General features: G+C 62.2%; 26 protein-coding genes. 7 read left to right on the top strand and 19 right to left on the bottom strand.

What is annotated here, in order from left to right; all coding sequences use genetic code 11:
* Positions 1-2 precede the first annotated feature (2 nt).
* From MKZ91_RS09330 to MKZ91_RS09315, 4 genes are all read right to left on the bottom strand, one after another.
* Complete coding sequence (locus MKZ91_RS09330) at positions 3-191, bottom strand: hypothetical protein (RefSeq protein WP_336170298.1); 189 nt, start codon at positions 189-191, stop codon at positions 3-5.
* Entirely contained in the window at positions 188-1129 is a 942-nt protein-coding gene (locus MKZ91_RS09325) for a carbohydrate ABC transporter permease (RefSeq protein WP_336170296.1), read from the bottom strand. Before MKZ91_RS09325 ends, MKZ91_RS09330 begins: the two co-directional genes overlap by 4 nt.
* Entirely contained in the window at positions 1126-2073 is a 948-nt protein-coding gene (locus tag MKZ91_RS09320) for a carbohydrate ABC transporter permease (protein ID WP_336170294.1), read from the bottom strand. Before MKZ91_RS09320 ends, MKZ91_RS09325 begins: the two co-directional genes overlap by 4 nt.
* A gap of 104 nt (positions 2074-2177) precedes the next feature.
* On the bottom strand, positions 2178-3512 hold the full coding sequence (locus tag MKZ91_RS09315; RefSeq protein WP_442892233.1) for an ABC transporter substrate-binding protein: 1335 nt from the start codon (positions 3510-3512) through the stop codon (positions 2178-2180).
* Positions 3513-3767: 255 nt separating this feature from the next.
* On the opposite strand from MKZ91_RS09315, the gene MKZ91_RS09310 reads away from it, so the two are divergent.
* Positions 3768-4790 carry a LacI family DNA-binding transcriptional regulator gene (locus MKZ91_RS09310; protein WP_336170292.1) on the top strand — a complete coding sequence of 341 codons (1023 nt, stop codon included), beginning with the start codon at positions 3768-3770 and terminating at the stop codon, positions 4788-4790.
* Positions 4791-5544: 754 nt separating this feature from the next.
* Here the strand turns inward: MKZ91_RS09310 and MKZ91_RS09305 are convergent.
* The 3 genes from MKZ91_RS09305 to nirK all read right to left on the bottom strand — a co-directional run bounded on the left by MKZ91_RS09305 (position 5545) and on the right by nirK (position 8521).
* Positions 5545-6243 (bottom strand): Crp/Fnr family transcriptional regulator, encoded by a 699-nt coding sequence (locus tag MKZ91_RS09305; protein ID WP_336170290.1) that lies wholly within the window; start codon positions 6241-6243, stop codon positions 5545-5547.
* A 123-nt stretch (positions 6244-6366) separates the two neighbouring features.
* Complete coding sequence (locus MKZ91_RS09300) at positions 6367-7284, bottom strand: SUMF1/EgtB/PvdO family nonheme iron enzyme (RefSeq protein WP_336170289.1); 918 nt, start codon at positions 7282-7284, stop codon at positions 6367-6369.
* 100 nt (positions 7285-7384) lie between these two features.
* Complete coding sequence (nirK, locus tag MKZ91_RS09295) at positions 7385-8521, bottom strand: copper-containing nitrite reductase (RefSeq protein WP_336170288.1); 1137 nt, start codon at positions 8519-8521, stop codon at positions 7385-7387.
* 337 nt (positions 8522-8858) lie between these two features.
* Here nirK and MKZ91_RS09290 point away from each other — a divergent pair, with 337 nt between their 5' ends.
* Entirely contained in the window at positions 8859-10082 is a 1224-nt protein-coding gene (locus tag MKZ91_RS09290; protein ID WP_336170285.1) for an NnrS family protein, read from the top strand.
* 66 nt (positions 10083-10148) lie between these two features.
* Here MKZ91_RS09290 and MKZ91_RS09285 read toward each other — a convergent pair whose 3' ends face one another.
* From MKZ91_RS09285 to MKZ91_RS09270, 4 genes are read right to left on the bottom strand one after another with little or no spacing between them, the layout of a single operon-like run.
* Positions 10149-10475: a metal-sulfur cluster assembly factor gene (locus MKZ91_RS09285; RefSeq protein ID WP_336170283.1), complete on the bottom strand. Its 327-nt coding sequence runs from the start codon at positions 10473-10475 to the stop codon at positions 10149-10151.
* Positions 10462-10992 (bottom strand): DUF2249 domain-containing protein, encoded by a 531-nt coding sequence (locus tag MKZ91_RS09280; RefSeq protein WP_336170281.1) that lies wholly within the window; start codon positions 10990-10992, stop codon positions 10462-10464. Before MKZ91_RS09280 ends, MKZ91_RS09285 begins: the two co-directional genes overlap by 14 nt.
* Positions 10989-12353: a hypothetical protein gene (locus tag MKZ91_RS09275; RefSeq protein ID WP_336170278.1), complete on the bottom strand. Its 1365-nt coding sequence runs from the start codon at positions 12351-12353 to the stop codon at positions 10989-10991. Before MKZ91_RS09275 ends, MKZ91_RS09280 begins: the two co-directional genes overlap by 4 nt.
* Positions 12354-12387: 34 nt before the next feature.
* Positions 12388-12666, bottom strand: coding sequence for a DUF2249 domain-containing protein (locus tag MKZ91_RS09270; protein WP_336170276.1), 279 nt, complete (start codon positions 12664-12666; stop codon positions 12388-12390).
* A 220-nt stretch (positions 12667-12886) separates the two neighbouring features.
* On the opposite strand from MKZ91_RS09270, the gene hemN reads away from it, so the two are divergent.
* Positions 12887-14239: an oxygen-independent coproporphyrinogen III oxidase gene (hemN, locus tag MKZ91_RS09265; protein WP_336170274.1), complete on the top strand. Its 1353-nt coding sequence runs from the start codon at positions 12887-12889 to the stop codon at positions 14237-14239.
* A gap of 63 nt (positions 14240-14302) precedes the next feature.
* Here hemN and MKZ91_RS09260 read toward each other — a convergent pair whose 3' ends face one another.
* The 6 genes from MKZ91_RS09260 to MKZ91_RS09235 all read right to left on the bottom strand — a co-directional run bounded on the left by MKZ91_RS09260 (position 14303) and on the right by MKZ91_RS09235 (position 20013).
* Positions 14303-16204 carry a nitric oxide reductase activation protein NorD gene (locus MKZ91_RS09260; protein WP_336170272.1) on the bottom strand — a complete coding sequence of 634 codons (1902 nt, stop codon included), beginning with the start codon at positions 16202-16204 and terminating at the stop codon, positions 14303-14305.
* Between the two features lie 8 nt (positions 16205-16212).
* Positions 16213-17025 (bottom strand): CbbQ/NirQ/NorQ/GpvN family protein, encoded by an 813-nt coding sequence (locus tag MKZ91_RS09255; protein ID WP_336170271.1) that lies wholly within the window; start codon positions 17023-17025, stop codon positions 16213-16215.
* Positions 17026-17090: 65 nt separating this feature from the next.
* Positions 17091-18437 carry a nitric-oxide reductase large subunit gene (locus MKZ91_RS09250; RefSeq protein WP_336170270.1) on the bottom strand — a complete coding sequence of 449 codons (1347 nt, stop codon included), beginning with the start codon at positions 18435-18437 and terminating at the stop codon, positions 17091-17093.
* Positions 18438-18545: 108 nt separating this feature from the next.
* The gene (locus tag MKZ91_RS09245; RefSeq protein WP_336170268.1) at positions 18546-18998 is read right to left on the bottom strand and encodes a c-type cytochrome; all 453 of its coding nucleotides are present in this window, start codon (positions 18996-18998) and stop codon (positions 18546-18548) included.
* Between the two features lie 170 nt (positions 18999-19168).
* The gene (locus MKZ91_RS09240; RefSeq protein WP_336170266.1) at positions 19169-19447 is read right to left on the bottom strand and encodes a cytochrome C oxidase subunit IV family protein; all 279 of its coding nucleotides are present in this window, start codon (positions 19445-19447) and stop codon (positions 19169-19171) included.
* A 5-nt stretch (positions 19448-19452) separates the two neighbouring features.
* Positions 19453-20013: a cytochrome c oxidase subunit 3 gene (locus MKZ91_RS09235; protein WP_336170264.1), complete on the bottom strand. Its 561-nt coding sequence runs from the start codon at positions 20011-20013 to the stop codon at positions 19453-19455.
* A 124-nt stretch (positions 20014-20137) separates the two neighbouring features.
* Here MKZ91_RS09235 and MKZ91_RS09230 point away from each other — a divergent pair, with 124 nt between their 5' ends.
* The 4 genes from MKZ91_RS09230 to MKZ91_RS09215 all read left to right on the top strand — a co-directional run bounded on the left by MKZ91_RS09230 (position 20138) and on the right by MKZ91_RS09215 (position 22527).
* Positions 20138-20293, top strand: a complete 156-nt coding sequence (locus tag MKZ91_RS09230; RefSeq protein WP_336170262.1) for a hypothetical protein — start codon at positions 20138-20140, stop codon at positions 20291-20293.
* 180 nt (positions 20294-20473) lie between these two features.
* A complete protein-coding gene (locus tag MKZ91_RS09225) occupies positions 20474-21163 on the top strand; it encodes a DUF1326 domain-containing protein (RefSeq protein WP_336170261.1) in 690 nt (229 codons plus the stop codon).
* A gap of 232 nt (positions 21164-21395) precedes the next feature.
* The gene (locus MKZ91_RS09220) at positions 21396-21824 is read left to right on the top strand and encodes a hemerythrin domain-containing protein (RefSeq protein ID WP_336170259.1); all 429 of its coding nucleotides are present in this window, start codon (positions 21396-21398) and stop codon (positions 21822-21824) included.
* Between the two features lie 10 nt (positions 21825-21834).
* Positions 21835-22527, top strand: coding sequence for an NnrU family protein (locus MKZ91_RS09215; RefSeq protein ID WP_336170257.1), 693 nt, complete (start codon positions 21835-21837; stop codon positions 22525-22527).
* A 19-nt stretch (positions 22528-22546) separates the two neighbouring features.
* Here the strand turns inward: MKZ91_RS09215 and MKZ91_RS09210 are convergent, their stop codons facing one another.
* Positions 22547-23125, bottom strand: a complete 579-nt coding sequence (locus tag MKZ91_RS09210; RefSeq protein ID WP_336170256.1) for a UbiX family flavin prenyltransferase — start codon at positions 23123-23125, stop codon at positions 22547-22549.
* Complete coding sequence (locus MKZ91_RS09205; protein ID WP_336170255.1) at positions 23122-24648, bottom strand: UbiD family decarboxylase; 1527 nt, start codon at positions 24646-24648, stop codon at positions 23122-23124. Before MKZ91_RS09205 ends, MKZ91_RS09210 begins: the two co-directional genes overlap by 4 nt.
* Positions 24649-24747 lie beyond the last annotated feature (99 nt).

Raw genomic sequence — 24747 nt, 5'->3', positions numbered from 1 at the left:
GCCTACTCCGGGAAATGGCTGACAATGATGAACATCACGGTTCCAGTCAGCGTCACCAGGAATGAGAAGGAGTAGAGCGTGAGCGACAGTGGCTGCATCAACATGACCACGCCGAGCGCGATGAGGATCGAAGCCACCATTTCCCACGCCCCGCGGCGGAGATGAAGCAACTGGTTGAGGAAAGCTGTCATTTTCGAACCGCTCCGAAGGTGATGCCGCGCAGCAGGTGTTTGCGAAGAAGGATCGTGAACACCATCACGGGGACGAGGAACAGGGTGGCGCCGGCGGCCACGGCCGGCCAATCCTGGCCGCCGACGCCGATGATCGTCGGGATGAAGGGTGGCGCGGTTTGTGCGGTGCCAGACGTCAAGAGCACGGCAAAGGCGTATTCGTTCCAGGCAAAGATCAGGCAGAAGATCGCGGTCGACGCGATGCCGGTGGCTGCCTGGGGCAGAACCACCTTGTAGAAGGCCTGGAAGCGGGTGTAGCCGTCAATCAGGGCCGCCTCTTCGTATTCGATCGGGATTTCATCGATGAAACCCTTGAGCAGCCAGACGGACAACGACAGGTTCACCGCCGTGTAGAGCAGGATCATGCCGGCATGGGTGTCGTTCAGCCCGAGCGAGCGGAACATCAGGAAGATCGGGATCGCAACGGCGATCGGCGGCATCATTCGCGTCGACAGAATGAAGAACAGCAGATCGTCCTTGAGCGGCACCTTGAACCGCGAGAAGGCATAGGCCGCCGCAGTCCCGAGCACGATGCACAGAACCGTCGACCCGAAGCCGATGATGACCGAATTGTAGAAGCGTTCGGTGAACCGTGACGGACCGGCGATGATCAGCCCGTCCTTGCGCACAAGCCGGTCATACCAGGTCGTCGGCTCGCCCATCTCCTTCAATTGCTCTTCGGTGACACGCGTACGGGTGGTGAAGAGGTTCACATAGCCTTCGAGCGTCGGCTCGAAGAAGGTTTTCGGCGGATAAGCAATGGCATCCGAGGGGGACTTGAAGCTCGTTCCGATGATCCAGAGGAGTGGCAGAATAGTGATGACGGCATAGAGCACGACCAGGGTGCCTGCGAACCACTTTTGCCGTGCGGAGGGCTCCGTTACAGAAAAGCTGCTCATCTCTGTTTCACCTTGTTGAGGGCTTTGACATAGATCGATGCAAGGCCGAAGACGGTGACGAAGAGGATCACGGCATAGGCGGAAGCGTATCCGGTTCGCCATTTCTCGAAGGCTTCACGCTTCAGGTTGATCGACGTCAGCTCCGTGATCGAACCGGGACCACCCCCGGTCAGCTGCACGACCAGGTCGAACATCTTGAAGTTTTCGATGCCACGGAAAAGGATGGCCAGCATCAGGAACGGCAGCACCAACGGAATGGTAATCGTCCAGAACTGGCGCCAGCTGCTGGCGCGGTCGCATTCCGCCGCCTCATAGATGCTGTTTGGAATGGAGCGCAGCCCGGCAAGGCAGATGAGCATCACGAACGGCGTCCACATCCAGGTGTCGACGATGATGATGGCCCAGGGGGCAAGCGTGGTGTCGCCGATCATCGAGAAGCTGGACGGGTCGGCGCCGGTCAGGAACCCGACGGCGTAATTGAAGAGGCCGATCTGCGGCTGGTAGAGAAAGGTCCAGAAGTTACCGACGACCGCGGGGCTCAGCATCATCGGCAGCACGATGATCGTCGTCCACAGGTCGTTGCCGCGAAACTTCTTGTTGATGAGATAGGCGAGAGAGAAGCCGATCAAAACCTGAAGGACGATCGTCCAGATCAGGAAATGAGCCGTTGCCTGCATCGTCAGCCAGATATCCTCGTCGGTCAGAATGTTGAGGTAGTTGCGAAGACCGACAAACTGAACCGGCTCGTTCGGACGGTTCACGCGAAAATTGGTGAAGCTCAGCCGGATCGTCCAGATCAGCGGAAAGATGTTGATCGCAAGCAGCAGTACAATGGATGGAGCGACGAAAATCCAGGCGATCGCGCGATCCGACAGTCCTCTGATCCGTTGCGCAACCGCCGGCGGCGTCGCGTGCGCGACGCGATCGATCGATGAATGGAGCATGCTATTCCCCTAAGGCATTGAGACGATGGCATGCAGGGCCGGCACCGATATTACGACCGGCCCTGCATCGACGCTATCCACCGGGAGGCGGTGGTTCGTTCGCGTCAGTACTTGCCTTCGTCCTCAAAGATGTCCTTCCAGTCCTCCGAGAGACCGTCGAGCGCATCCTGGGCAGAGCCCTGATTGGCGACCACATAGTCATGGAAGCGCTTCTGCGACGCCTGCAGCAGGGAGGCATAGGACGGCTCGGCCCAGAAATCCTTCACGATTGCCATGGAATCGAGGAACGTCTGGGCATAGGGCTGGCTCGTCGCAAAGCCCGGGTCCTCGACGACCGAACGCAGGGCCGAATAGCCGCCCAGCGACCACCATTTCTTCTGGATCTCGGGCTGGGCAAACCACTTGATGTAGTCGAGCGCTTCCTTCTGCTTGTCGGATGCGGCAACGACCGAGATGCCCTGGCCGCCGAGCTGGGCAAACTGAATGCCCGTGGGGCCGGCAGGGTTCGGGAAGTAACCGGACTTGTCACCGCCGACATTGGCATCGACGTGAATGCCGGGCCAGGTGAAGGCGAAGTTCATCTGCAAGGCGACCTGGCCGGACTTGTAGGCATCGATGTCCTCCGACATATAGGCATCGGAATGACCGGGAGGCGTGCAGCAATCGTAGAGCGCCTTGTAGAATTCCAGACCCTTCACCGCATCCGCCGAATTGACGAAACCGTCGAGCTCATAGGCCTTCTTCGGATTTCCGTACTCGAAGCCGAAGCTGTAAAGCACGTCCATGGCACCCATGGTGATGCCTTCCGAGCCGCGTTCGGTGTAGATCGCAGCGCCATAGACTGTCTTGCCGTCGATCTGGCGCTTCTGGAAGAACTCGGCGATGTCCTTGAGTTCGGCAAAGGTCTTCGGCACGGCAAGGTCACGGCTGTACTTCTGCTTGAACTCTGCCTGCAGCTCGGGGCGGGAGAACCAGTCCTTGCGATAGGTCCAGCCAACCACGTCGCCAAAGGCCGGCAGCGCCCAGTAGTTCGGCGTGTTTTTGGGCCACTCCGCATAACCGACGACGGTCGCCGGAATGAAGTCATCCATCTTGATTCCTTCCTTGTCGAAGAAATCATTGAGCTTGATGTACTGGCCGTTTTCGGCAGCACCGCCGATCCACTGGCTGTCGCCGATCATCAGATCGCACAGCTTGCCGCCGGAATTCAGCTCGTTGAGCATCCGGTCGGCGAAATTCGGCCACGGCACGAACTCGAACTTCATCGTGTTGCCGCTCTTGGCCTCGAAATCCTTGCTGAGTTCGACCAGCGCATTGGCCGGATCCCAGGCCGCCCAGCAAAGGGTCAGCTCTGCCGCCGAGGCGTGGGTGCCAGCCGCACCTGAAACGGCGAAAAACGCTCCAACCATGACTGTGGAGCTCAACAGCATCTGCTTCATCATCGGGTTCTCCTCCCCTTGTACCTTCCGACCTCCATCAGAAGGAAAGCGCCCAAGCCGGGCGGTTGGCGTACCGTAGATCCTCTTGGCACTGGCGGCGCGCGGCTGCACTTGGAGCCCGCATCCTTCGCCAGAAGATTCATAACTGAGGTGCGCACCTCAGCGCAAGCGATTTTTGAGGTGCGCACATCAATTCTTGATTTTGTGCTCATTTTGTTGGAGTAGATTGCAATAGGACGACGTCAGGAGTTGCGCATGCGGCCAACGGCCAAAGATCTTGCTGAGGCAGCGGGCCTGAGCCTCGCAACGGTGGACCGCGTCCTGAACGATCGACCGAACGTCAGCCAAAAGGCCGTTCGAAAGGTCAACGAAACCATTGAAAAAATTGGATTTATACGCAACCCTGCTGCAGTCAGCCTCGCACGCAACAAGAGCTATCGGTTCCGCTTCATCCTGCCGACAACCGGCGACCTTTACCTCGGCGAACTGATCCACCGGGTGGAGGATGCGCGCGTCGCGATGAAGGGTGACCTCATCGATCTCGACGTCGTCCAGATTCCGATCGACGATCCGCACAAGGTTGCGAAATACCTGTCCGAAGTAGACGAGAACGAATTCGATGGCATCGCATTGATGGCGCCGGAATCACCGCAGGTGCGTGACGCGATCGGGCGCCTGATCGAGCGCGGCATCAAGTTCGTGCAGTTCCTTTCCGGACAGGAAAAGCTGCCGACGGCCGATTTCGTGGGCGTCGACAACTTCGCAGCCGGCGCGACCGCGGCAAAGATCATCGGCCGGTTTGTCGGCGGGAAACCGGGAAAGGTGCTGATCGTCGCTGAGACGATGCTCTCACTCGACAGCATTCAACGACGCGTCGGCTTCGACAGCGTCGTCAATGCCCAGTTTCCTCAACTCCAGTGCCTGCCATCGATAGAGACACATGGCGACGAACGCAGGGCCGCCCAGATCCTGCAGAGAATTCTGGAGCGAAATCAGGATATCGTCTCGATCTATGTGCTGAGCTCGGAGGCCAGGATCCCGCTGGAGGGCGCAGCATCTTTCACCGATCTGCGGCCGCTGACTGTGGTCGTCCACGAACGCACCCCCTTCAGCGAAGGCGGCCTGCGCGACGAGCGCATCGATGCGGTGATCGCCCAGGACCCGGGACACGCCGTAAGAAGCGCGATCCGGATCATGCGGGCACGCACCGATTCGCGCGAGCCACATGCCGCCCAGGACAAGATCCGCATTGAGGTCTTGCTCAAGGAAAACCTCTGAGACGCCCCTTGAGGCTCAAGAGACAGGGAGGTCGAGAAGAAGCCGGCTTTCGGCTTCGAGCCAATGGGCTGGCAGAAGGGGAAGAACATCGCCGAACCGGTGCGGGCCTTTCGCGTCATCCTTGTGGGACAGGCCGACGCCAAGCAGTTCGGTCATCGCCTGCGCGCTGGGTTTGGGCAGCAGTAGCCGTGCCGGCCCTTGTTCTGGTTTTAGCCGGGACGGTCTGGCAGTTCTGGCCAGTTGCTACTGCAAGCGGCAAACCAACCGTGCGGCAGGCGTGGGAGCGTGCCTGCCTAACTCAAATTGATTAGTCAGAACCCTTAAAAATTTATTGATTTCGGTTATCGCAATTGCGACAATACACCTGTAATTGCGCAACCAAGAAGCACAAGTTAAAGATGAGATTCGTGCTGGTTTTATTGCCGCGCAATTCCTCCATTTCAAAAGACGCGCGTATCGCATGAGCCTCCGCCCCTGCGGAGGCTCATGCATTTGTGAACACGTTGACGAGGTTTCCTTCACAAACGACGAAAGGGCGCGTCCTGCCTCGGAGACCGCATCACTTTACGCCAGGGGCCCCAGCGCCGGACGAGAATGCCCCCACGGCCGACTACTCGGGACGCCGCGCGATTTCGCCCACGAACGCAACCATTGTGCGATCCTGTATCGAGGCACCATGGCCTTTCAAATGCACGTCACTCGTACCGAACAGCGGCATGGATTATGGGACATGGGATTGCTGCCCCCCCGACGACTAGCCGCCGATCCGCTCCGCCAGGCGCCGCAAACCATGGATGTCCTTGAGGGTGAGTTTTTGCCTTCCCCCCTGAACGAGACCCTGCCCTTCCCAGGCGCTGAGGATGCGCGAGACCGTGTGCAACGTGGTCCCCGTCATCTCGGCGATATCCTGGCGGGAGATGGGGAAGTCGATGCGGATACCATCACCGTCAGGTTTGCCAGCCTTTTCGGCAAGTCTTAGCACCGCGTGGGCGACGCGCCGCTCGACCTCTTCTGTCGACATCTCGCGGATGCGCGTGTGTGCTTCGTCGAGGCGCTGGCCAATCGTATGCAGAGCATTGACCGCAAGGTGGGGGTTTTTCTCGACGAAGACGTTCCAGAGTTCCGTCGGCCAGGCAAGGACCAGACTCTCGGTCGCAGCGGTTGCCGTTCCCGGATAGTCGCTGCGCTGCAGTGCGCGGGCAAAGCCGAAGAGATCGCCTGGATTGACCACCCGGACGATGATCTGCTGCCCGTCCTTGGTAACCTGTGTCACCTTCAGCCGGCCATGCAGAAGCAGGAAGAAGAAGTCGGCCGCCGCCCCCTGTTCGAACACGGCTTCGTTCTGCGGAACGCGCCTCACCGTGGCGCGCGTCAGCAGCGAATCCAGTTCCGGGTCGCTCATCTTCTGAAACAGGGGGAGCGATTTGACGAGTGTGCGATCAAGTGCAGCCACTTTGGCCCTATGTCCTGCCGATTTGAAACTGCTTTTGCTCTAGCACAGCGCCGGACCCTGCAAAAGCACCGGGTCCTTGTGCCGCATAGACGGTTTTCCAAGCAATTCCATCGGCTGTTCCTCTCACCCGGCTCCCTGGAGCCGGCGTTCGAAGGCGTAGAGAAAGCCGGAATACCAGCGTCCGTCGCGCACGAGCCGGAAACCAAGATTGTCCGGCGGCACGCCAACTGCGCAGCCGCCGCTTTTCGGGTCACGAATGAAGAAGCTCATCGACGCGCGGTGCTTGCCGTTGACGACGAAGATGCCGCAGGCGGGCTGCTCCTTCAGGACCTCGCCGCCCTCACCGATCGTGACACGGCGGTGGCAGGTCTCGGTCCATTCCCAGACATTGCCGCCAAGGTCGGCTACGCCGTATTCGTTCTCGCCGAAAGCGCCCGATGGCTGCGGCAGCGGGTTCTTCGCCCGCTGCCGGCTCGCCTCGCGCTCGTAGTCCGCCAACCAACGCAGCGCCGGATTGTCCTTGCTGCCGTCGATCCCGAGCGCATCGTCAGGAAACTTGGAGCCGGCGGCAAAGGCCCATTGCTGGTCCGTCGGCAGACGCCAGACCTCGCCGGTCTTCCTGGTCAGCCATGCCGCATAGTCGGTCGCGTCCGTATAGTTGACCTCGGTCATCGGCACACCCGACAGACCGGGGCTGTGACCACCTTCCGGCTGCTGGCAGGCGCCGTCGGCGACGCAGCGTTCAAAATCCTCGCGGGTCACCTGATACTTCATGATCTCGAGCGGTCCTTCAAGCACGGCGACGACGATCGGCGCATCGACGGCAAAGCCGTTCTTCAGGAAGTGTCCCTCTGCCCGGTAGCTCATCTGGCGCGGCGCGATCGTCACGGTCACCGGCGGCCGGACCGCCAGATCGACGCCATCCTTGAGATCATCGAACAGCCCGACCTTCGCCGAAAGCACGCCGGTGATCGCGGCCAACAGAACGGCCGGAGCGGCAATCGATAGGAGCGAGACAGCGGGTTTCTTTTTGTTGGGCATGCGACTTCTCCAAGGGAACGGCACGCGCCTGGTGACGCGTGCCTTTGCGCGAGTAGAGCCGCGCAACATCGCGGCCCCGCCATCGCCTTGCGCCAGTCGCCTACATGGCGGCCGGCTTGACGACCGACGTCATGAGGTCGTCGTTCCACTCGCCGGTGACCTTGAAGTGGCCGGCAGCGCCCAGTTCGAACGCCTCGATCAGGTTGTGGTTGACGTAGGCGTACACACCCGGCTGGCGGAAGGTGTAGAAGGCAGCGCCGGCGGTGCCGCCCGGAATGAGCCAGGTTTCCTGGTCAAGGTCCGGCGGGTTGCGGAACTTGCCGGTCGCCCAGACATAGTCCCCATGTCCGCCGATCAGGTGCGGGCGCGTATCGCGATTGGCCTGCGAATGGACGACGAGGACGCGCTCGCCCACGGCTGCGGTCAGAGCGTGGTCGCCGGTCAGAGCGCCGACCGCGCCGTTGAAGACGATGTGGGTCGGGGTCAGCGTGCGCATCGCCTTCACCGCATCTTCATAGGCTTCGCCGGGAGTTTCGTATTTCTTGTAGTTCCCGGCCTCGTCCTTCGGCACATAGAAGTCCTGCTCACCGACATAGTAGATCTTGTCATAGGTCAGCGGCTTGCCCTTCTCGTCCTTCAGGCCTTCGCGCGGCAGCACCATGATGGCGCCGTTCATGCCCGAGGTGACGTGCCAGGGCACCATGCCTTCCGGCGCGCAATGGTAGACGAAGACGCCGGGCTTGGTCGCCTTGAAGCGGAGCGTGGTTTCCTCGCCCGGGTTGACCTGTGTCAGCGCCCCACCGCCGAGCGCGCCGGTCGCGGCGTGGAAGTCGATGTTGTGCAGCAACGTGTTGGTCGCCGGGTTGATGAGCCTGAGTTCGACATAGTCGTTCTCATGCACCACCATTAGCGGACCAGGCACCGAGCCGTTGAAGGTCATCGCGTGGATCTCGGTGCCCTCGCGGTCGATCACCAGCTTCTTTTCCTCGATCGTCATGGTGAATTCGACGATGCGCGGTCCGGTCTTGGCGACCTGCTCATGGGCGTGGACGAACGGCGGCTTGACGAGGTCGACCTTCACGCGCGGCAGGGTCGAGATGTCGACAGGGGCGGCCGCCGCAGCCGTGGCGGCGCCGGCTGCCTGCGCCTGCGCGGTATGGAGAAGCGGCGCAACCGCGCCCGCCAGGGCAGCGCCGGCAAGCATTGTCCGGCGGGTCATCTGAAGTTGTTCAGTCATCTTGCTCTCCTTCGGCGCGTTCGAGCGGCCGGGATTGGCCTTCTGCGAAACGCACCTGTATTCAACGAGTTAGGGTGGGCAACGCCGACTTGGGCGGCCTTACCTCCGGTCTCGACCACCGGTCCCCCAGCAGTCAGATAAGAAGTAGAGCCACAGACGAATTGCGTCTTTGTCTTGGAACAAATCGTTTTGAGAGAGCGCTTTTCTTTGTCCCTTGCGGCGGCGGGGAACAAGGCGGGCAGCGATACTTGCGTTTTCGCAAAGAGCGCCCGCGAAGCCATTGATAGATCAAGCCTCATCCGCAAGTCCGCAGGCACGCACGACGAGGACCACGATCATGTTGGACAGATTTATTAAACCGAAACCGAGCGGCGGCATTCCGCGCGGGCTCTCGACCACCGGCCCAGTGCTCTTCTCCTACGGCTTCCGGCCGTTCTTTCTGGCGGCCGCCCTCTGGGCGATCGGCGCGATGATGCTCTGGATACTGGCACTTGTTCTTGGGATCGATCTCGCCGGCGACTACGGTGCTGCCCATTGGCACGCGCACGAGATGCTGTTCGGCTTTTCCTCCGCCGTTCTCGGCGGCTTCCTGCTGACTGCGATCCCGAACTGGACGGGAAGACTGCCGGTTTCCGGCCGGCCGCTCGCAGCCCTCTTCGGGCTCTGGGTCATCGGCCGCATCGCTCTCCTTTCGAGCGGTATCATCGGCCTTACCTTTGCCGCCGGTATGGAGGCGCTGTTCCTGCCGGTGCTGCTATTGATCTGCGCCCGCGAGGTGATCGTCGGCCGCAAATGGAAGGACCTGAAGGTGATCAGCGGGCTCATTCTCCTGTCCGCTGCAAACATCTGGTTCCATTTCTCGGTGCTCGGCGGTCTCGACGTCGATGCCGCAGCGCGGCTGGCAATCGGCGCCTACACCATGCTGATCATGATCGTCGGCGGACGCATCGTGCCGAGCTTCACCCGCAACTGGCTGAACAAGCTCGGCCGCACCGATTTCCCCGTGCCCTATAACCGCTTCGACACGGCGGCGATCCTGGTCGGCGTCGCAGCACTCGCCGCCTGGACCTTCGCTCCCCTTCACATCGGCACGGCGGCAATGGCGCTTATCGCCTGCTTCTTCCATACGGTACGCCTGCTGCGCTGGCGCGGATCGACGACCTGGCCGGAAAAGCTGCTCTTCGTGCTGCATGCCGCCTATGTCTTCGTTCCGCTCGGCTTCCTGGCAATGTCCGCCGGCGCGATCGAGCTCCTGAGCGCGTATCCGGTCATGCACGTGCTGACCGTCGGCGTGATCGCCTTCATGATGCTCGCCGTCATGACCCGCGCCAGCCGCGGCCACACCGGACGACCGCTGGTGGGATCGGCATTCACCAGCGCCTCCTATGTCGCGATCACGGGCGCCGCGCTGATCCGGCCACTGGCTGAGATGCTGCCGGCGCATTACCACCACCTGGTCGCGCTTTCGGGTGTGTTGTGGATCGCCGCCTTTGCACTGTTTACGATCGAATACGCGCCGATGCTGGCGCGCGAACGTCGCTCACCGCGTGCCGCCTCCTGAGTGTGCGTTCTACGCCAAAACAAAAGGCGCGCGTCAACGGCGCCTTTTGTTCAGTCAGTGTAGGCCTCAGAAGATGCTGCCGTGGGCGAACTCGGTTGCGTCGTCGACCATCATCTCGGGCGACCATGGCGGCTCGTAGGTCAGGCGCACTTCCGCATATTCGACGCCCGGCACATACCAGACGCAGTTCTGCACCGCTTCCTTGAGAAAAGCCGTTGCCGGGCAGCCCTTGATCGTTGTCGTCATGGTGACGCGGGCGATGCCGCCCTCCTGGACGTCGATGTCATAGATCAGGCCGAGATCGACGACGTTCTTGCCCATTTCGGGATCGATGATGATGCGCAAGGCATCACGGATCTTGGCTTCGAGATCAAGGATTTCAGGCGCCGACATCTGATCGCCTCCCGCCAATGCGGACGAGGATCCGGTAGGTCTCGCCGGTCGCATCGAAATTTCCGGCCCATTTGTGCCCGCGCTTGGCGAGCTCCGGATAGAGGAACAGCGGCTCGCGCGCGAGCAGCGCAAACAGCACTTCGCCTTCCGCCATCTTCTCGGCCGTTGCCAGGATGCGAACCATGGGCTCGGGCGGATCGAGCTCGGTCAAGTCGAGCTGGCGGCTGGGGTCGGGCCAGGTGTCGAGATCGGTTTCGCCGGCCGAAAGCCTGATCTCGTCGACCGCGCCTTCGGGCGAAAACAGAACTTCCCAATCGCCATTGTCGAGCGGGCGGTCCTGGTGGCTGAAACCGCGACCGGCCATAACGCTGAAGAGCGGAACCGGCCGGAATGTCGCAATCAGCTTCAGGGCCTGGCCGGGCCCCAGGTTATCGACGGCATTCATGATGGCCTGGAACGGATCGCCACCGCTGCGCAGCAGCGGCCGGACATCGAGTTCGTAGGGGTCTTGGCTCATGGGAACCTCCGTGAGGAATGGGATGGCAGAAACAGGCCTGGTCGAACGAAACCGTCAGGCAGTCGAATTTCGGCCGGAACGTTGATCAGCCGCCGTGTTCGCACGAACTCCAGGATAAGCGCATTGACGGCAATCAACTGGCCGAGGCTGGCAAATCGAAAGACAAGAGCGCTGCCGATCAGCAAGGCCAGAGTCCCAATCGCGACGGTGAGATAGAAGAGCCGAAACCAGCGCAGGGCCGAAGCCTCGGTGACGAGGTCCTGGACCCTGGGCGTCGGCATGCGCCCAAGCGCCGGACCGTAGCATTCGAGCCAGGTCATGAACGGTACGATCTTGTAGAGCTGGGCGAGCCCCATACCCGTCAGCCAGCCGAAGGTGACGAGATAGACGACAGCACCGATACCCAGATCGAGCCGGCCGGCCGCCAGCAGCGCGATGAAGAGCAGGCCCGCGACAATCAGCGAGACGAAGGCGCCGATGCTGGCGCGACTGTTGAGCTCGATCGCCTTGCGCCGGCGTTCCCGATAGATGCGCTGGATATCGCCGACATAGATCGCCGCCACGACGGCACCGGACCCAACGGCAAGGATGAGAAGCGGCGCGCGGCCAATGGTGCCCACGAGAACGGCCGGCACCGCCGCGGCCAGAAGGCCGAGGCAAAGGGCGCCAAGCACGAAGACGACGCGGCTGCTTGTCCGCTCCTTGTCCGGCGACAGCATGAACATGGTCAAAAGCCGGTAGCTGACGCCCATGGTGGTGAAGGTCAACCAGCCGCAAAGGCCGAGTGAGGCATGAAGCGAGAGCCCATCGATCGTCAGGTCTATTGCGCATTCCGCATCGATCAGGCCCGAGAGCACACCGGCATAGACGCCGCCGAGCAGCATCGTGCAAAGGAGTGCTGCAAGACCGACCGCAACGAAACGTGCCGGGAGCGGCAGCGGGCGCGCTTGCCACAGCGTGGCCGCGAAGGCGAAGGCGAGCACCGAAAAGCCGCCGATAGAGAGAATTGCTCCAACAGGAAGCAACGTCACCGGAACATTGATCGCGCCAGAAAGACTGCCGAAGCCGAGGGTCAGGCTGGCGATGCCGGTGACGAGTACGAGGAGCGCCGGCAACGCGACGCTCGGGAAGGAAAGCGGCCAGCCGACGAGAACAGGCACGAACTGCAGCAACGCGCCGGTCATCAGCAGGCTCAGCCAGCCCAACACAACGACATGGACGAGCGCCAGCGTCTCCGGCGCCTCAGGGGCCGAGGCCGGGTAGCCGAAGCCGAGAACCATCATGATCTCGCCCAGGGCGAGGAAGATCAGCGCCGCCGCGAAATAGGACATGGTCCAGCGGGATAGCGTGGCTGCGAACATGGCGATTGAACCCGTCGAGGCGCACCGGGCGGGCTCAATGCCCGCCGCAGCAGCAGTCGCAGCCGGAGGACTGCTGCCGGCCGATCTCGACGCGCCAGACCTTGGGTCCCTGCTCAAGATATTCCCAGGTGAATTCGCCCGGATAGCGCGTTTCCAGCTGGTAGTGCAGCGGACGCGGATCGTGATCGTTGATGATGATGAAGGCGCCGCCCTCGGCAAGCGCGTCCACCATGCCGAAGATTTTCGGATGGCGTTCTACCGGCGGGATCGTCCGCACATCGATGAAGGGCTTGTCGGTCTCTGCAATGGTCATGGTCATCCGCTCTGGCGCCGTCGCTTGATGGTGGTCCGGGAAACGCCGGCGCACACGCCCCGGATTTCCGCAACCTAACGACAGCGCCGCCGCGACATTTTGTCGAAGCGCAAACAAATCTCGCTTTAGCCGAGACCGTCTCGTCCTTGACTTTTCGCAAAGAGCTGCCGGCCGGCGAGGCCTAGAAAGCAGCATCCATCGCCAATGAGATGAGGACGATATGTTAGCTTCCGCGTTGCTGAAATATGGTGAAATGCGCCTGCCGCGCTACACGAGTTACCCGACCGCACCACGCTTTGCCGCAGCGGTCGACGAGCACACCTATGGCGACTGGCTGAAGGCGACCCCCGAGGGGCAGGACGTGTCGCTCTACCTGCACATTCCGTTCTGTCGCTCCATGTGCTGGTACTGCGGCTGCCATACGACGATCACCAAGAAGGATGACCCGATCCTCGACTATCTCGATGTGTTGAGGGGCGAGATCCGCATGGTCGCCGAAACCGTCGGCCGACCGCTGCCGGTCTCGGAAGTGCACTTTGGCGGCGGCACACCCACGATCATCGAACCGCGCGAATTCCTGGCGCTGATGGCGCTGATGCGCGAACATTTCGCCCTGTCGCCGTCGGCCAACGTCGCGGTCGAAATCGATCCGCGCCGGCTGACGCTCGCCATGGCCGAGGCGCTCGGCGAAGGCGGCGTCCGGCGCGCGAGCCTCGGCGTGCAGAGCTTCGATCCCGTCGTGCAGAAAGCAATCAACCGCATTCAAAGCGAAGAGCAGACGGCTGACGCTGTCAACCATCTGCGCGGCGCCGGCATCGCTGGGATCAACTTTGATCTGATCTATGGCCTGCCGCATCAGACGGTCCGCTCCTGCGTCGAGACGGTCGAGGCGGCCGTGGCAATGCGGCCGGAACGCTTCGCCGTCTTCGGCTACGCCCATGTGCCGAGCTTCAAGAAGCACCAGCGCATGATCGACGAAAGTGCGCTGCCCGGAAGTAGTGCTCGTGCCGAACAGGCGATGGCGATCAGCGAGGCGCTGGTCAGCGCCGGCTACCGGCAGATCGGCCTTGACCATTTTGCCTTGCCCGACGACGATCTCGTCACAGCCCAGGCGGCCGGACGGTTGCGCCGCAACTTCCAGGGCTACACGACCGACATTTGCGAAACGCTCATCGGTTTCGGCGCCTCGGCGATCGGCCGCTCGCGCGACGGTTATGTCCAGAACGAGGTACCGCCCGGCGTCTATGCCAGCCGCATCGCGTCCGGCCGGCTCGCGACCACCAAGGGCTACCGGCTGACAGACGAGGACCGGCTGCGCGCCGCAATCATCGAACGGCTGATGTGCGACTTCAGCGCGGATATTTCCGCGATCGCAGAAGCGCATGGCAGGGACTGGCGGACGCTCGTCGAAGGCAACGGCAAATTGGCCGAACTGCAGCAGGATGGCGTGGTCGATATTGAAGCTGGCGTCATCACGGTCAGGCCCACGCACCGTTTTGTCATCCGCGCGGTGGCTGCGGCCTTCGATGCCTATATCGACGCGTCCCAGAGGGCGCACAGCAAGGCGGCTTGAGGGCGCTTTCATCGAAAAGGCCCGGCGATTGCCGGGCGTTTTTACTTCCCTCGACTGGCCGCCTCACCCCACCAGATTGCGATAGATCGCCGGCAATGCCGCAGGCAGTCGGGAAATGTTGCCCACGACCGCGTAGCCGTTCTGACCAAACATGGCAGGCACGTAGGATTTCGCCTCCCGGTCGACGGTGACGGCAAAGGTGTTGATGCCGCTGCGCCGTGCCTCCATGACCGCTCGACGACTGTCTTCGAGCGCGAAACGTCCCTCGTAGTGATCGATGTCGTTGGGTTTGCCGTCGGTCAGGACAAGCAGGAGCTTCTTGCGGTTCGGTTGCCGGCGAAGTTCGGCCGAGGCATGCCGGATCGCAGCACCGATGCGGGTGTAATAGCCGGGTTTCAGCGCCGCGATGCGCGCCTCGACCAGCGGTCCCATCGCCTCGTCGAAAGCCTTCACGGTTTCGACCCGCACCCAGTCGCGCCGTCGCGAGGTAAAGGTGAGGATCGAGTGCTTGTCGCCGCAGGCCGAGAGCCCGTGCGCAAGGATCAGCAGGGCCTCCTTCTCCACGTCGAGCACGCGCAGATTGTCGGACCAAGAATCGGTCGACAGCGAAACGTCGACGAGGATCGTCACCGCCAGATCGTGCACCTGCGGCCGGCTCATCAGATGGATGCGGTCACTGCCCTGCCCGCCGGCGGCGCGATCAGTACGGGCGCGCACGACCGCGTCAAGATCGAGATCTGCGCCGTCGAGTTGGGCGCGCAGCATCTCGTGCCGCGGGCGCAGCACTTCGAACTGGCGCCGCACCCGACGGATCAGGCTCCTGCTTTCCTCGCCGAGTTCCGTCCGCTCCTCCTGGGCGGAAGCCGGCATTGCCAGCACTCGGCAATGGTCCTTGAGGTACTGACCGGTCCGGTAGTTCCATTCGGGATAGGTGAGTTCGGCCGTCAACGGTGTCGGGTCGGCGGCTTCTGGTGGCAGGTCGAGGTCGAAACGAAACCGTGCCGAGGGCCGTCCCTTGCGCTCGCCGAGCGTCATGTCGTCCAGCTCTTCGGCAGCCTTGCTGTCGTGATCATCGCTGTCGTCGCCGGGGCGGTCGACGTTGACCATCTCGGCCATCGCCAGGATCTTCTCGAAGCGATTGAGGATGAAGGGGCTGCGTTCGCCCTTGCGGTTCTCCGGATTTTCGCGCACCGCGACGTGGTGTTCGACCTCGGCAACCGCACTTTGAGTCCCCGGAGTCGCGGCGACATCCTCGTCACGCTCGGTCGTCGTTTCGGTGCGCAGCAGCGTATCGGGCCAGAGCGGCATCGGCAGCATCGGCAGGTAGCCAGGCGGCGCGCGATGCGGAAAGATCACCGGCAGCGTTGTGTCCGTCTCACCTGTAACCTTGCGCAGCAGTCGCAGGATGCGGTTTTCGAGCTGCTGCTCGATCGACGGCAACGCCCCCCTCTTGCGCTCAACGAGCGTCGCTTCTGCCAGACGCCGATACCGTTGGCGCAGGCCGGGAAACCGCTCGAAGACCTGTTCGACCGTTTCCAGCGCGCGCGATATCTGCACCAGATCACGACGGAGCGGATCGGTCTCCGTGACCGGTTCGACCGGCATCGTCGCCATATAGGCGACGAGCCAGTGATAGAGATCGCGGTTCAGGTCTTTCGTCGGAAAGATGTCGATCTCGCCCGGCAGCATCAGCGACGCGTGGTCGCGCGCTGGTTGAACGAGTTTTTCTTCGCCGAGCCCCATGCGCTGTCGCCAGCGCAAGCGATGGGTTGACGTGCGCCCGCGGGCGGGAACGATCTGCACCGCCGCCTCGCCGCCGTGTCCGCGAAAGCATACGGCGAGCACCGGCATCATGTCGGTGAGCTTCACCGCCTGCTCCGGATAACGCCGCCAGGTTCCGGTGTTGCCGACGAAGCGGTGCCAGGCCCGCCCGACGGTTTCTTCGAGCTCGAGGAAGTCAAGCATGGTGCACCTCAGGCGATCAGCGAACCGGCCACTTCGAGAAGAGCTGCGCGCACATCCGGTTCGTCTGTAAGCGGCTCGATCATCGCGGCGCGGACGGCATCCTTGACCGGCATGCCGGCATCGATGAGCGAAGCGCAATAGACGAGCAGCCGGGTCGACACGCCTTCCTCCAGGTCATGCCCCTTCAGCGCGCGCAGCCGCTGCGCCAGATTGACGAGCGGCGCCACCTGGCTCTCCGGCAATCCGCTTTCCTCAGAAACCACTGATATCTCCGCGTTCTTCGGCAGGAAATCGAATTCGATCGCCACGAAGCGCTGCCTTGTGCTGGGCTTCAGGCTCTTCAGAAGGTTCTGGTAGCCCGGATTGTAGGAAACGATGAGCATGAAGCTCGAAGGCGCCTCAAGCAGTTCGCCGGTGCGCTCCAGCGGCAGCATGCGGCGATCGTCGGTCAGCGGATGCAGCACGACGGCCACGTCCTTGCGGGCTTCGACGATCTCGTCGAGATAGCAGACCCCACCATTGCGCACGGCGCGTGTCAGGGGACCGTCGACCCAGACGGTGTCGCCGCCCTTTAAGAGATAACGGCCGGTGAGGTCGGCGGCCGCAAGATCGTCATGGCAGGAAACGGTCGAAAGTGGCAGGCCGAGCTTGGCTGCCATGTGGCTGACGAAACGGGTCTTGCCGCAACCGGTCGGACCCTTCAGCAAGAGCGGCAGCTGCCGCACCCAGGCGCTTTCGAACAGCGCGCATTCGTTGCCGGAAGGACTATAGGCAGGGATATCGAGTGCCGCGCGACTGATGGCAGTTTGGACAGGGCTCAAGGTTGGTCTCCATGCTGGGAATTCTTGGGGAGATGCCGGCGCGGCAAGCCGCGCCGGCCGGATGGTCATTCAGCGGGCTGGGCAAAACCGGCGAGCTTTTCGCTGCGCTCGCGACCGGGCACGAGTACCGCCCAGATGAACATCAGCGCCGAGATCAGGACGACGGCGCCGGAGCCGAGGCGGATCCAGTAGAACAGGGCGAGCTGATCCTGCACGTCCATGTAGCTTTCGCCGAGCACCCGCTGAAGGTGTGCTTGGAGGACGCCGGCGAAGGTGAGCGCGAAGGTCATGACCGACATGGCGGTGCACATGATCCAGAAGCTCACCATCGACAGCCACTGGTTATAGGGCGCGCGGCCGCGGATTTCCGGAATGGCATAGGCCATGACCGCAAGGTTCAGCATCACATAGGCGCCGAAGAAGGCGAGGTGTCCGTGGGCCGCTGTCACCTGGGTGCCGTGGGTGTAGTAGTTCACCGAGGACAGCGTGTGCAGGAAGCCCCAGACGCCGGCGCCGAAGAAGGCCATGACCGAGCAACCGATCGACCACAGGAGGGCTGCGCGGTTCGGATGCTTACGGCCGGCCTTCCAGGTCATCACGAAGGTGAAGACCACCATGGTGAAGAAGGGGGCGACTTCGAGCGTCGAAAACAGCGAGCCGATCCACTGCCAGTAACCCGGCGCACCGATCCAGTAGTAGTGGTGGCCCGTGCCGAGGATGCCGGAGAAGAGCGCCAGGCCGACGATGACATAGAGCCACTTCTCGACGACCTCGCGGTCGATGCCGTTGAGCTTGATCATCAGGAAGGCGAGCACCGATGCCATGATCAGTTCCCAGACGCCTTCGACCCAGAGGTGGACGACGTACCACCAGTACATCTTGTCGAGCGCCAGGTTGATCGGGTTGTAGAAGGCAAAGAGGAAGAAGATCGCGACACCCCAGAGCCCGAAGATCAGGATATTGGTGACGGTGGTCTTTCGGCCTTTCAGCACCGTCAGCGTGATGTTGTAGAGGAACATCAACGCGACGATGACGATGCCCACCTTGATCGCGAAGGGCTGCTCAAGGAATTCGCGCCCCTCGTGGATGTGCATGAGATAGCCGACGACGGCGACGGCCGCGGCGATCAGGAAGATCCAGAACTGCGCAACGGCGATCTTCGTGCTGTAGAGTTCGGTTTCCGCCTCTTCCGGCAGCAGATAGTAGGTCGCGCCCATGAAGCCCATGAGCAGCCAGACGATCAGCGCGTTGGTGTGGACCATGCGCACGATGTTGAAGGGCAGAAGCTCGGAGAGCGTATTGGGCAGGACATAGATGGTGCCGGCAAGCACACCGAACATCACCTGGGCGAGAAACAGGCCGAGCGCTCCGTAAAAGTAGAGCATCGCGACCTTCTGGGTTTGGTATTTCATGGTGTCACACTCCAATTGCTCTGCAGAGCATCCCGCCGAATGGCGGATAAGATGGGCTGAGTTCAAAGAGTTAGGGCGTCCTTAGCGCGTCTTTGAACGCGCGGCGCCCTAGCCCGCTTCATTCGGCGGCCAGTCCTGGGTCTTGATGCGGCTCGTCCAATCGAGGAAGTCTGCGAGGTCGTTCAGTTCCTGTTCGGTAAGGTTGAACTGCGGCATCTGCCGCCGCCCCTCGATGCCGGTCGGCTGGGCGGCCATCCAGGCTTTCAGCGTTTCGCGGGCACCATCCGGATCAGACTCACCGCCAAAACGCTTCCAGACATTGCCGAGTTCGGGGGCGAAATAGGCGCCCTCGCCGAGCAACGTGTGGCAGTTGATACAGGAGTTCTTTTCCCAGACGTGTTTGCCGCGTGCGACCGCATCCGTCAGCGTCGTTTCGTCCGTCGAGGTCGTCCGCATGTAGTAGTGGCTGTGGGCCGTGAGCCCGACGAAGATTGCGAAGAAAAAGAAGGACCCGCCGTAAAAGACGTTACGGGCCCCGGTTTTGGTGAGGCGTTCTGCCATCACGTGGTCCTTTCGATTTCAGATGGCCGCTAAGCGCGCGGCCGGCTGATCTGATCCCCTCCCCGTGTGGCGTCGGCATTTTCGACGCCGGCAACAATCGGGGCGACCCCATGTCTAGGGAAATCGACGGCAGCTTCTTTGCGTTTCGGCAAACAAGTCGGCGGCTCGCCTTAAGTGAAGAGAATGGTCCCAAGCATCAGCTTAGCTGCGGCGATGAGGACGAGTGTTGCGGGCCAGAACAAAAGGCTGAGACGAAGGGCAGACGGCGCATGCCTGAGCCCCATGAAATCGAGCGCGACGAGCCGGCTTTTGACGATCGCAAGCCCAAGCAGGACGGCGATGACGGGGATGGTCGGCCCACCGACAGCCATCAGTGTCATGCCCGAAAGCACCGTCGCGGCAAGCAAAAGCCAGGTGTTGAACAGTTGTCTTGGATTGCGATCGGTCATGGCTCTCACGCAAGATAGACGAGCGGAAACATCACGATCCAGACGAGATCGATCACGTGCCAGAGCGTGGTGATCAGCGCGACATTGCCGGGTTTCGGTTGCCAGGCCACGATGAGCAGCACGAAGGCACCGAAGGCGACGTGCAGCAGATGGAAGCCGGTGACGAGGAAATAGAGTTCGAAGAAGGAGCCGAACTGAAGATCGCCGGCAACACCCACTTCGGCGCTGTATTCGAAAAGCTTGATGGCCACGAAAGCGATGCCGAAGAGCGCGGCACTGACCAGCGCCCGCCGGCGCTGCCCCAGCAATGCGCGCGCCCTTGTCGCCAGGGCCGCCTGCCAGCCGCTGGTCAGCAGAACAAGCGTGTTGATACCCGCCAGCAGCGGATCGAGATGCAAGCGGGCAACGGCAAAAGCGTCTGCCTGGATGACGCCCACAACCAGAAAGCCGACGAGCAGAATGCCGAAGGCGACAAGTTCGCTCCAGACGAGCACCCAGAGCAGCAGGGGGGTGTCCGTCATATCCTCTTCCGCCGCCACGGCGATCGGATGACTGCGGGCATCCATGTCAGCGCCTCCGTTCGAAAAAATCGCCGTTGGAGCTAGGCGCAGGCGGGCATCCTGTCTTTGCGTTTCAGCAAAGAAGGCCAAGGGGCGCGGGGATATTGCCAGTGAACAAAGGAGCATTCCTATGACTGACGCACAGATCGGCCTTTCGGTCGCCACTCCCATCATCATCGTCTTCGCCCTCGTGCTCTATCGCATGGGCGTGCTTCAGCGCGGCGCGACGCTGTCGGCGGTCCTTTCCTCCATCGCGGTCGCCATTGTCCTCTTCCTTGATCGCTGACCCGCGAGGGCTTCGGCCCGGCTGTCGGCGCCGATTGTAGCGGCCCTTCGACACTGGTAAAATTCCACTTCTTCCGCATTCAAAGCAGGCGCGTGCCCCGTCAGCGCAACGGGTGCGGAGCGATGCAGAAGCGTTCACCATGACGCACTGCCCTCTCACGGATCAGGGGAGGACGGAAGGATGGATGACCAGTGGCTCTTCAAGAGCGAGACTTACGACAACTGCAACTGCGCTATGAATTGCGGCTGCCAGTTCAACCTGCCAAGCACTCACGGCCATTGCCAGTCGGCATTCGTCGGCAACGTCGTTGAAGGCCACTTCAAGGACACGCCGATCGCCGGCCTGAACTGGGCTGCGATTTACAAGTGGCCCGGCGAAATCAAGGACGGGAACGGCCGGCGGCTGATCGTCATCGACGAGCGCGCGAATGAACCTCAACGGAGCGCGCTTGAAGCGATCATCTCCGGTGAGGCCGGCGAACCTTTGAGCAATCTGTTTTCGGTTTTCGCGTCGACATGCTCTGAATTCATCGAGACATTGTTCCTGCCGATCCATCTTGAAGCCGACTTGGAACTGAGAACCGCCAGGGTAGAGATCCCCGGCGTCATGCGCAGCAATGGTCGGCCGATGATCAACGAGTTCACCGGTCAACCATTCCACATTGCCATGGCACGCCCGAGCGGCAGTTTCGAGTTTACCTATGCCGAGATCGGACTAGGGACCACCTCGGTCACCGGCGATATGGAAATGGCGTTTGAAGATTCATGGGCGCATTTTTGTGTTCACCACTTTGACCAGCATGGCTTGGTCCGCGAAAGATCAAGGCTCACCGCATGGCTTGACCGGATGCGTTCGCGTTCCAATCAATGACCCCAATGGGGTCAACTGCGTCCCTATTGCACCCAAGCCGGCGCGTTTTGCGCGTCGACGTCCCACCCTATGTCTCCTTTGATGGCCTCGACCGTCCGAGGACGAAAACATGCCGCGTTTCGACGGGTGCTACAGAACGGCGAGCGGGCGCGGCGCGGACTTTGAGAAATGTCAAAGAGGATCGTTGCCGTCGGGTGTAGGTCAGACACGAACACCCAACGGAGCACGCTCGATGCAGCAGCAGTTTTCAGGACAACAGGAGCTGGGACAGGCCTACCGCGCGCTCCTCGATCTATGCGATCGGCTCGAGACGCTCGCAGACTCGATCCCCCGTCGCATCGATACAGCGAGCTGTCGCGTGATCATGGCGGAACTGCCCGAGAGGCTCAGGCGCGTCCACGCGCTGGAGGAGACGGTTCTGTTTCCGGCAGTCGAAGATCAGCGAACAGCCGAGGATCGCAAGCATCTGATCGCCCGACTGCGCGCGGAGCACGACCACGACGACCGTGCCGCCGTCGAATTGGTCTGCGTGCTGAAGGCTGTGCTCGACGAGAGGGCATCGCTTACCTGGAACGCGATCGGCTACATGTTGCGACGTTTCTTCGAAACCGTCCGCCGGCACATCGCGACGGAACGCCTGCTTCTCTGGCGCCATGCGTGAGACGGCAGACATGAGCTATTTTCTCCTCGCCTTTGCCGTCTTCCTCCTGCTCCATCTCGTGCCAGCCTGGCCGGCATTGCGCCAGGGCCTGATCGACTGGCTCGGCCGCTCGACCTATTTAGCGGTCTACTCGCTGCTCTCCGTGCTTGCGCTCGGCTTCGTCTTTCACGCAGCACTTCAACTCGATTTCATCCCGCTCTGGGAGCCTGCCGCCTGGCAGGCCTGGGTGACCTTCGTTCTGGCGCCGCTCGGGAACTTTCTCGTGCTGACCGGTCTCTTCAGCGAGAACCCGCTGTCCATCTCGATCTATCAGGGAAACGAACGGCCGGGCGCCATCGTAACGATCACCCGCCACCCCGTGCTCTGGGGCTTCCTGCTCTGGGCCGCCGGTCACATCGTGCCCAATGGCGACCTGCGCTCTTTGGTGCTTTTCGGTGGCTTCGCGCTGTTTTCCGTCGGCGGTTTCTTCATGCTCGAAAAGCGCGCCCGCCGCCGTCTCGGTGAGGGCTGGCAAGCGGCCTCGAAGGGCACATCGGTCTGGCCCTTCGCAGCGATCATCCGGGGTGAAACACGCTTGCGCGCCGATCCCGTGATGATCGTCGCCGTCTTTGCGACCGTCGCGATTGCCGTCTGGCTGCTGCTCGGCGGTCACGAGGTCCTCTTCGGCGCCGACCCGCTGCTCCAGGCCAGTGCACTCGGCTAGTGTCGGGCTTTCAGGTGAACTAGCCTTCGCCCTGCCAGGCTTTTGCCAAAGGGGCGATCGGCAGCGCCAGGAGGTCGATCGCGCGCGCAGCCAGATGGTCGACGATGGCCTCGACCGTTTCAGGCCGATGGTAGAAGGCCGGCACCGGGGGCATGATGATTGCCCCCATTTCGGTGACGGCGCACATGTTGCGCAGATGACCAAGATGCAGCGGCGTCTCGCGCGCCATCAGGACGAGCCTGCGCCGCTCCTTCAGATGCACGTCAGCTGCACGTACGACCAGATTGTCGGCCATGCCAGCGGAGATCGCGGCGAGCGTGCGCATGGAGCACGGCGCCACGATCATGCCCGCCGTCGAAAACGACCCGCTCGCAATCGCCGCGCCGATGTCTGCGTGGTTATAGGTCCGCGCGGCCCTACGCAGCAGGGACGGCAGCGCCTCTGCACCAACCTCGTGTCCGAGCGTGCGATGCGCCGCCGGCGATAGCACGAGATGCAGCTCGACACTGTCGATGTCGCTGAGCTGCTCGGCGATGCGCACGGCAATCGCAGCGCCCGAGGCGCCGGTGACAGCGAGGACGATCTTCATCCGGGTCATCGCGCCGGCCCTCCAGGCTCGAGGCCTCCAAGCCCGAGGCCGGTCCAGATCGCATCGACCTGACCGACAACCTCCGGCGACATTTCAAGCACCCGTCCCCATTCACGGTCGGTTTCACTGCCGATCTTGTTGGTGGCATCGAGCCCGAGCTTGCCGCCGAGGCCGGACCGCGGCGAGGCGAAGTCGAGATAGTCGATCGGCGTGCCTTCGATCACGGTCACGTCGCGGCTGGCGTCAAAGCGGGTGGCAAGAGCCCACATCACATCGGACCAATTGCGCACGTCGATATCCGGATCGACGGCGATGATCAGCTTGGTGTAGCTAAACTGCGGCAGGACAGACCATAGCCCCATCATCACGCGCTTGGCCTGCCCCGGATAACGCTTGTCGATCGAGACGACCATGGCCCTGTAGGAACAGGCTTCCGGCGGCAGCCAGAGATCGGATATTTCTGGAAACTGCTTGCGGACCAGCGGCACGAACAGCCTGTTCATCGCCTCGCCGAGCCGCGAAGGCTCGTCCGGCGGCCGGCCGGTATAGGTGGAAAGATAGACCGGGTTCCGGCGCATGGTGATCGCCGACAGGCGCATGACGGGAAACGGCTCGACCGAATTGTAATAGCCGGTGTGGTCGCCATAGGGGCCCTCCTCCGCCGTTTCGACGGCCGAGACGGCACCCTCCAGCACGATCTCCGCATTGGCCGGGACCGAAAGGGGTACTGTTTTCGCCTTGACGAGCTCCGTCCTGCCGCGCCGAAGCAGCCCTGCGAAATTGAGCTCACTCAAACCATCGGGCAGCGGCATGACGGCTGCAAGGATCGTCGCCGGATCGGCACCGATGACGACGGCGACCGGCATATCCTGACCCAAGCGTTGCCAAAGGCGATGGTGACGGGCGCCGCCGCGGTGGGCGAGCCAGCGCACGATGGCGCGATCGGGCCCCAGCACCTGCATACGGTATATGCCGACATTGACATCCAGGGGATCATCCGGCGCGCGCGTGATCACCAGCGGCCAGGTGATGAGCGGCGCCGGCTCGCCCGGCCAGCACCATTGAACCGGCAGGCGCCCGAGGTCGATTTCCTCATTGCGCCAGACGACCTCCTGGCAGAGTGCGCGCGTTATCTTGCGCGGCCGCATATACATCGCCGATCGGAGTAGAGGCAGCCGGTCCCAGGCGTCGCGCAGCGACTGTGGTGCTCTCGGATCGCGCAGTTCCGCCAACTCCCCGGCAAGCGCATCGAGCCCGCCCGGCGCCAGCCCGAAACCACGTTCGATCCGCCGTTCCGACCCGAAGAGATTGGCAAGAAGCGGGATCGGCTGCACCGCACCCGAGGCGTCGACCGGCTGCTCGAAAAGCAGCGCCGGACCATCGGCGGCAAGTACCCGGCGGTGGATCTCGGTCACCTCGTGCACCAGCGAAACCGGCCGCGAAATCCGCTTCAGGTCGCCTTCGCGCTCAAGCGTATCGACAAAATCCCGCAGCGTTGTGAAGCCCTTGGACGGACGGAAGATCCTGTTCATGAAGCCTGTTTGTGGCGGCGAATGGCCCTTGTCTTTGACGTGGCGCAAACAACCGGCGGCCCCAGGCGACTAGCATGCGCCGCATCTTCCGATTCTTCC

It is taken from the genome of Ensifer sp. MJa1 (assembly GCF_037026475.1).
Taxonomy (GTDB): domain Bacteria; phylum Pseudomonadota; class Alphaproteobacteria; order Rhizobiales; family Rhizobiaceae; genus Ensifer.
The sequence above is the reverse complement of the archived record's forward strand: the minus strand, read 5'-3'. Positions and strand labels throughout refer to the sequence as shown.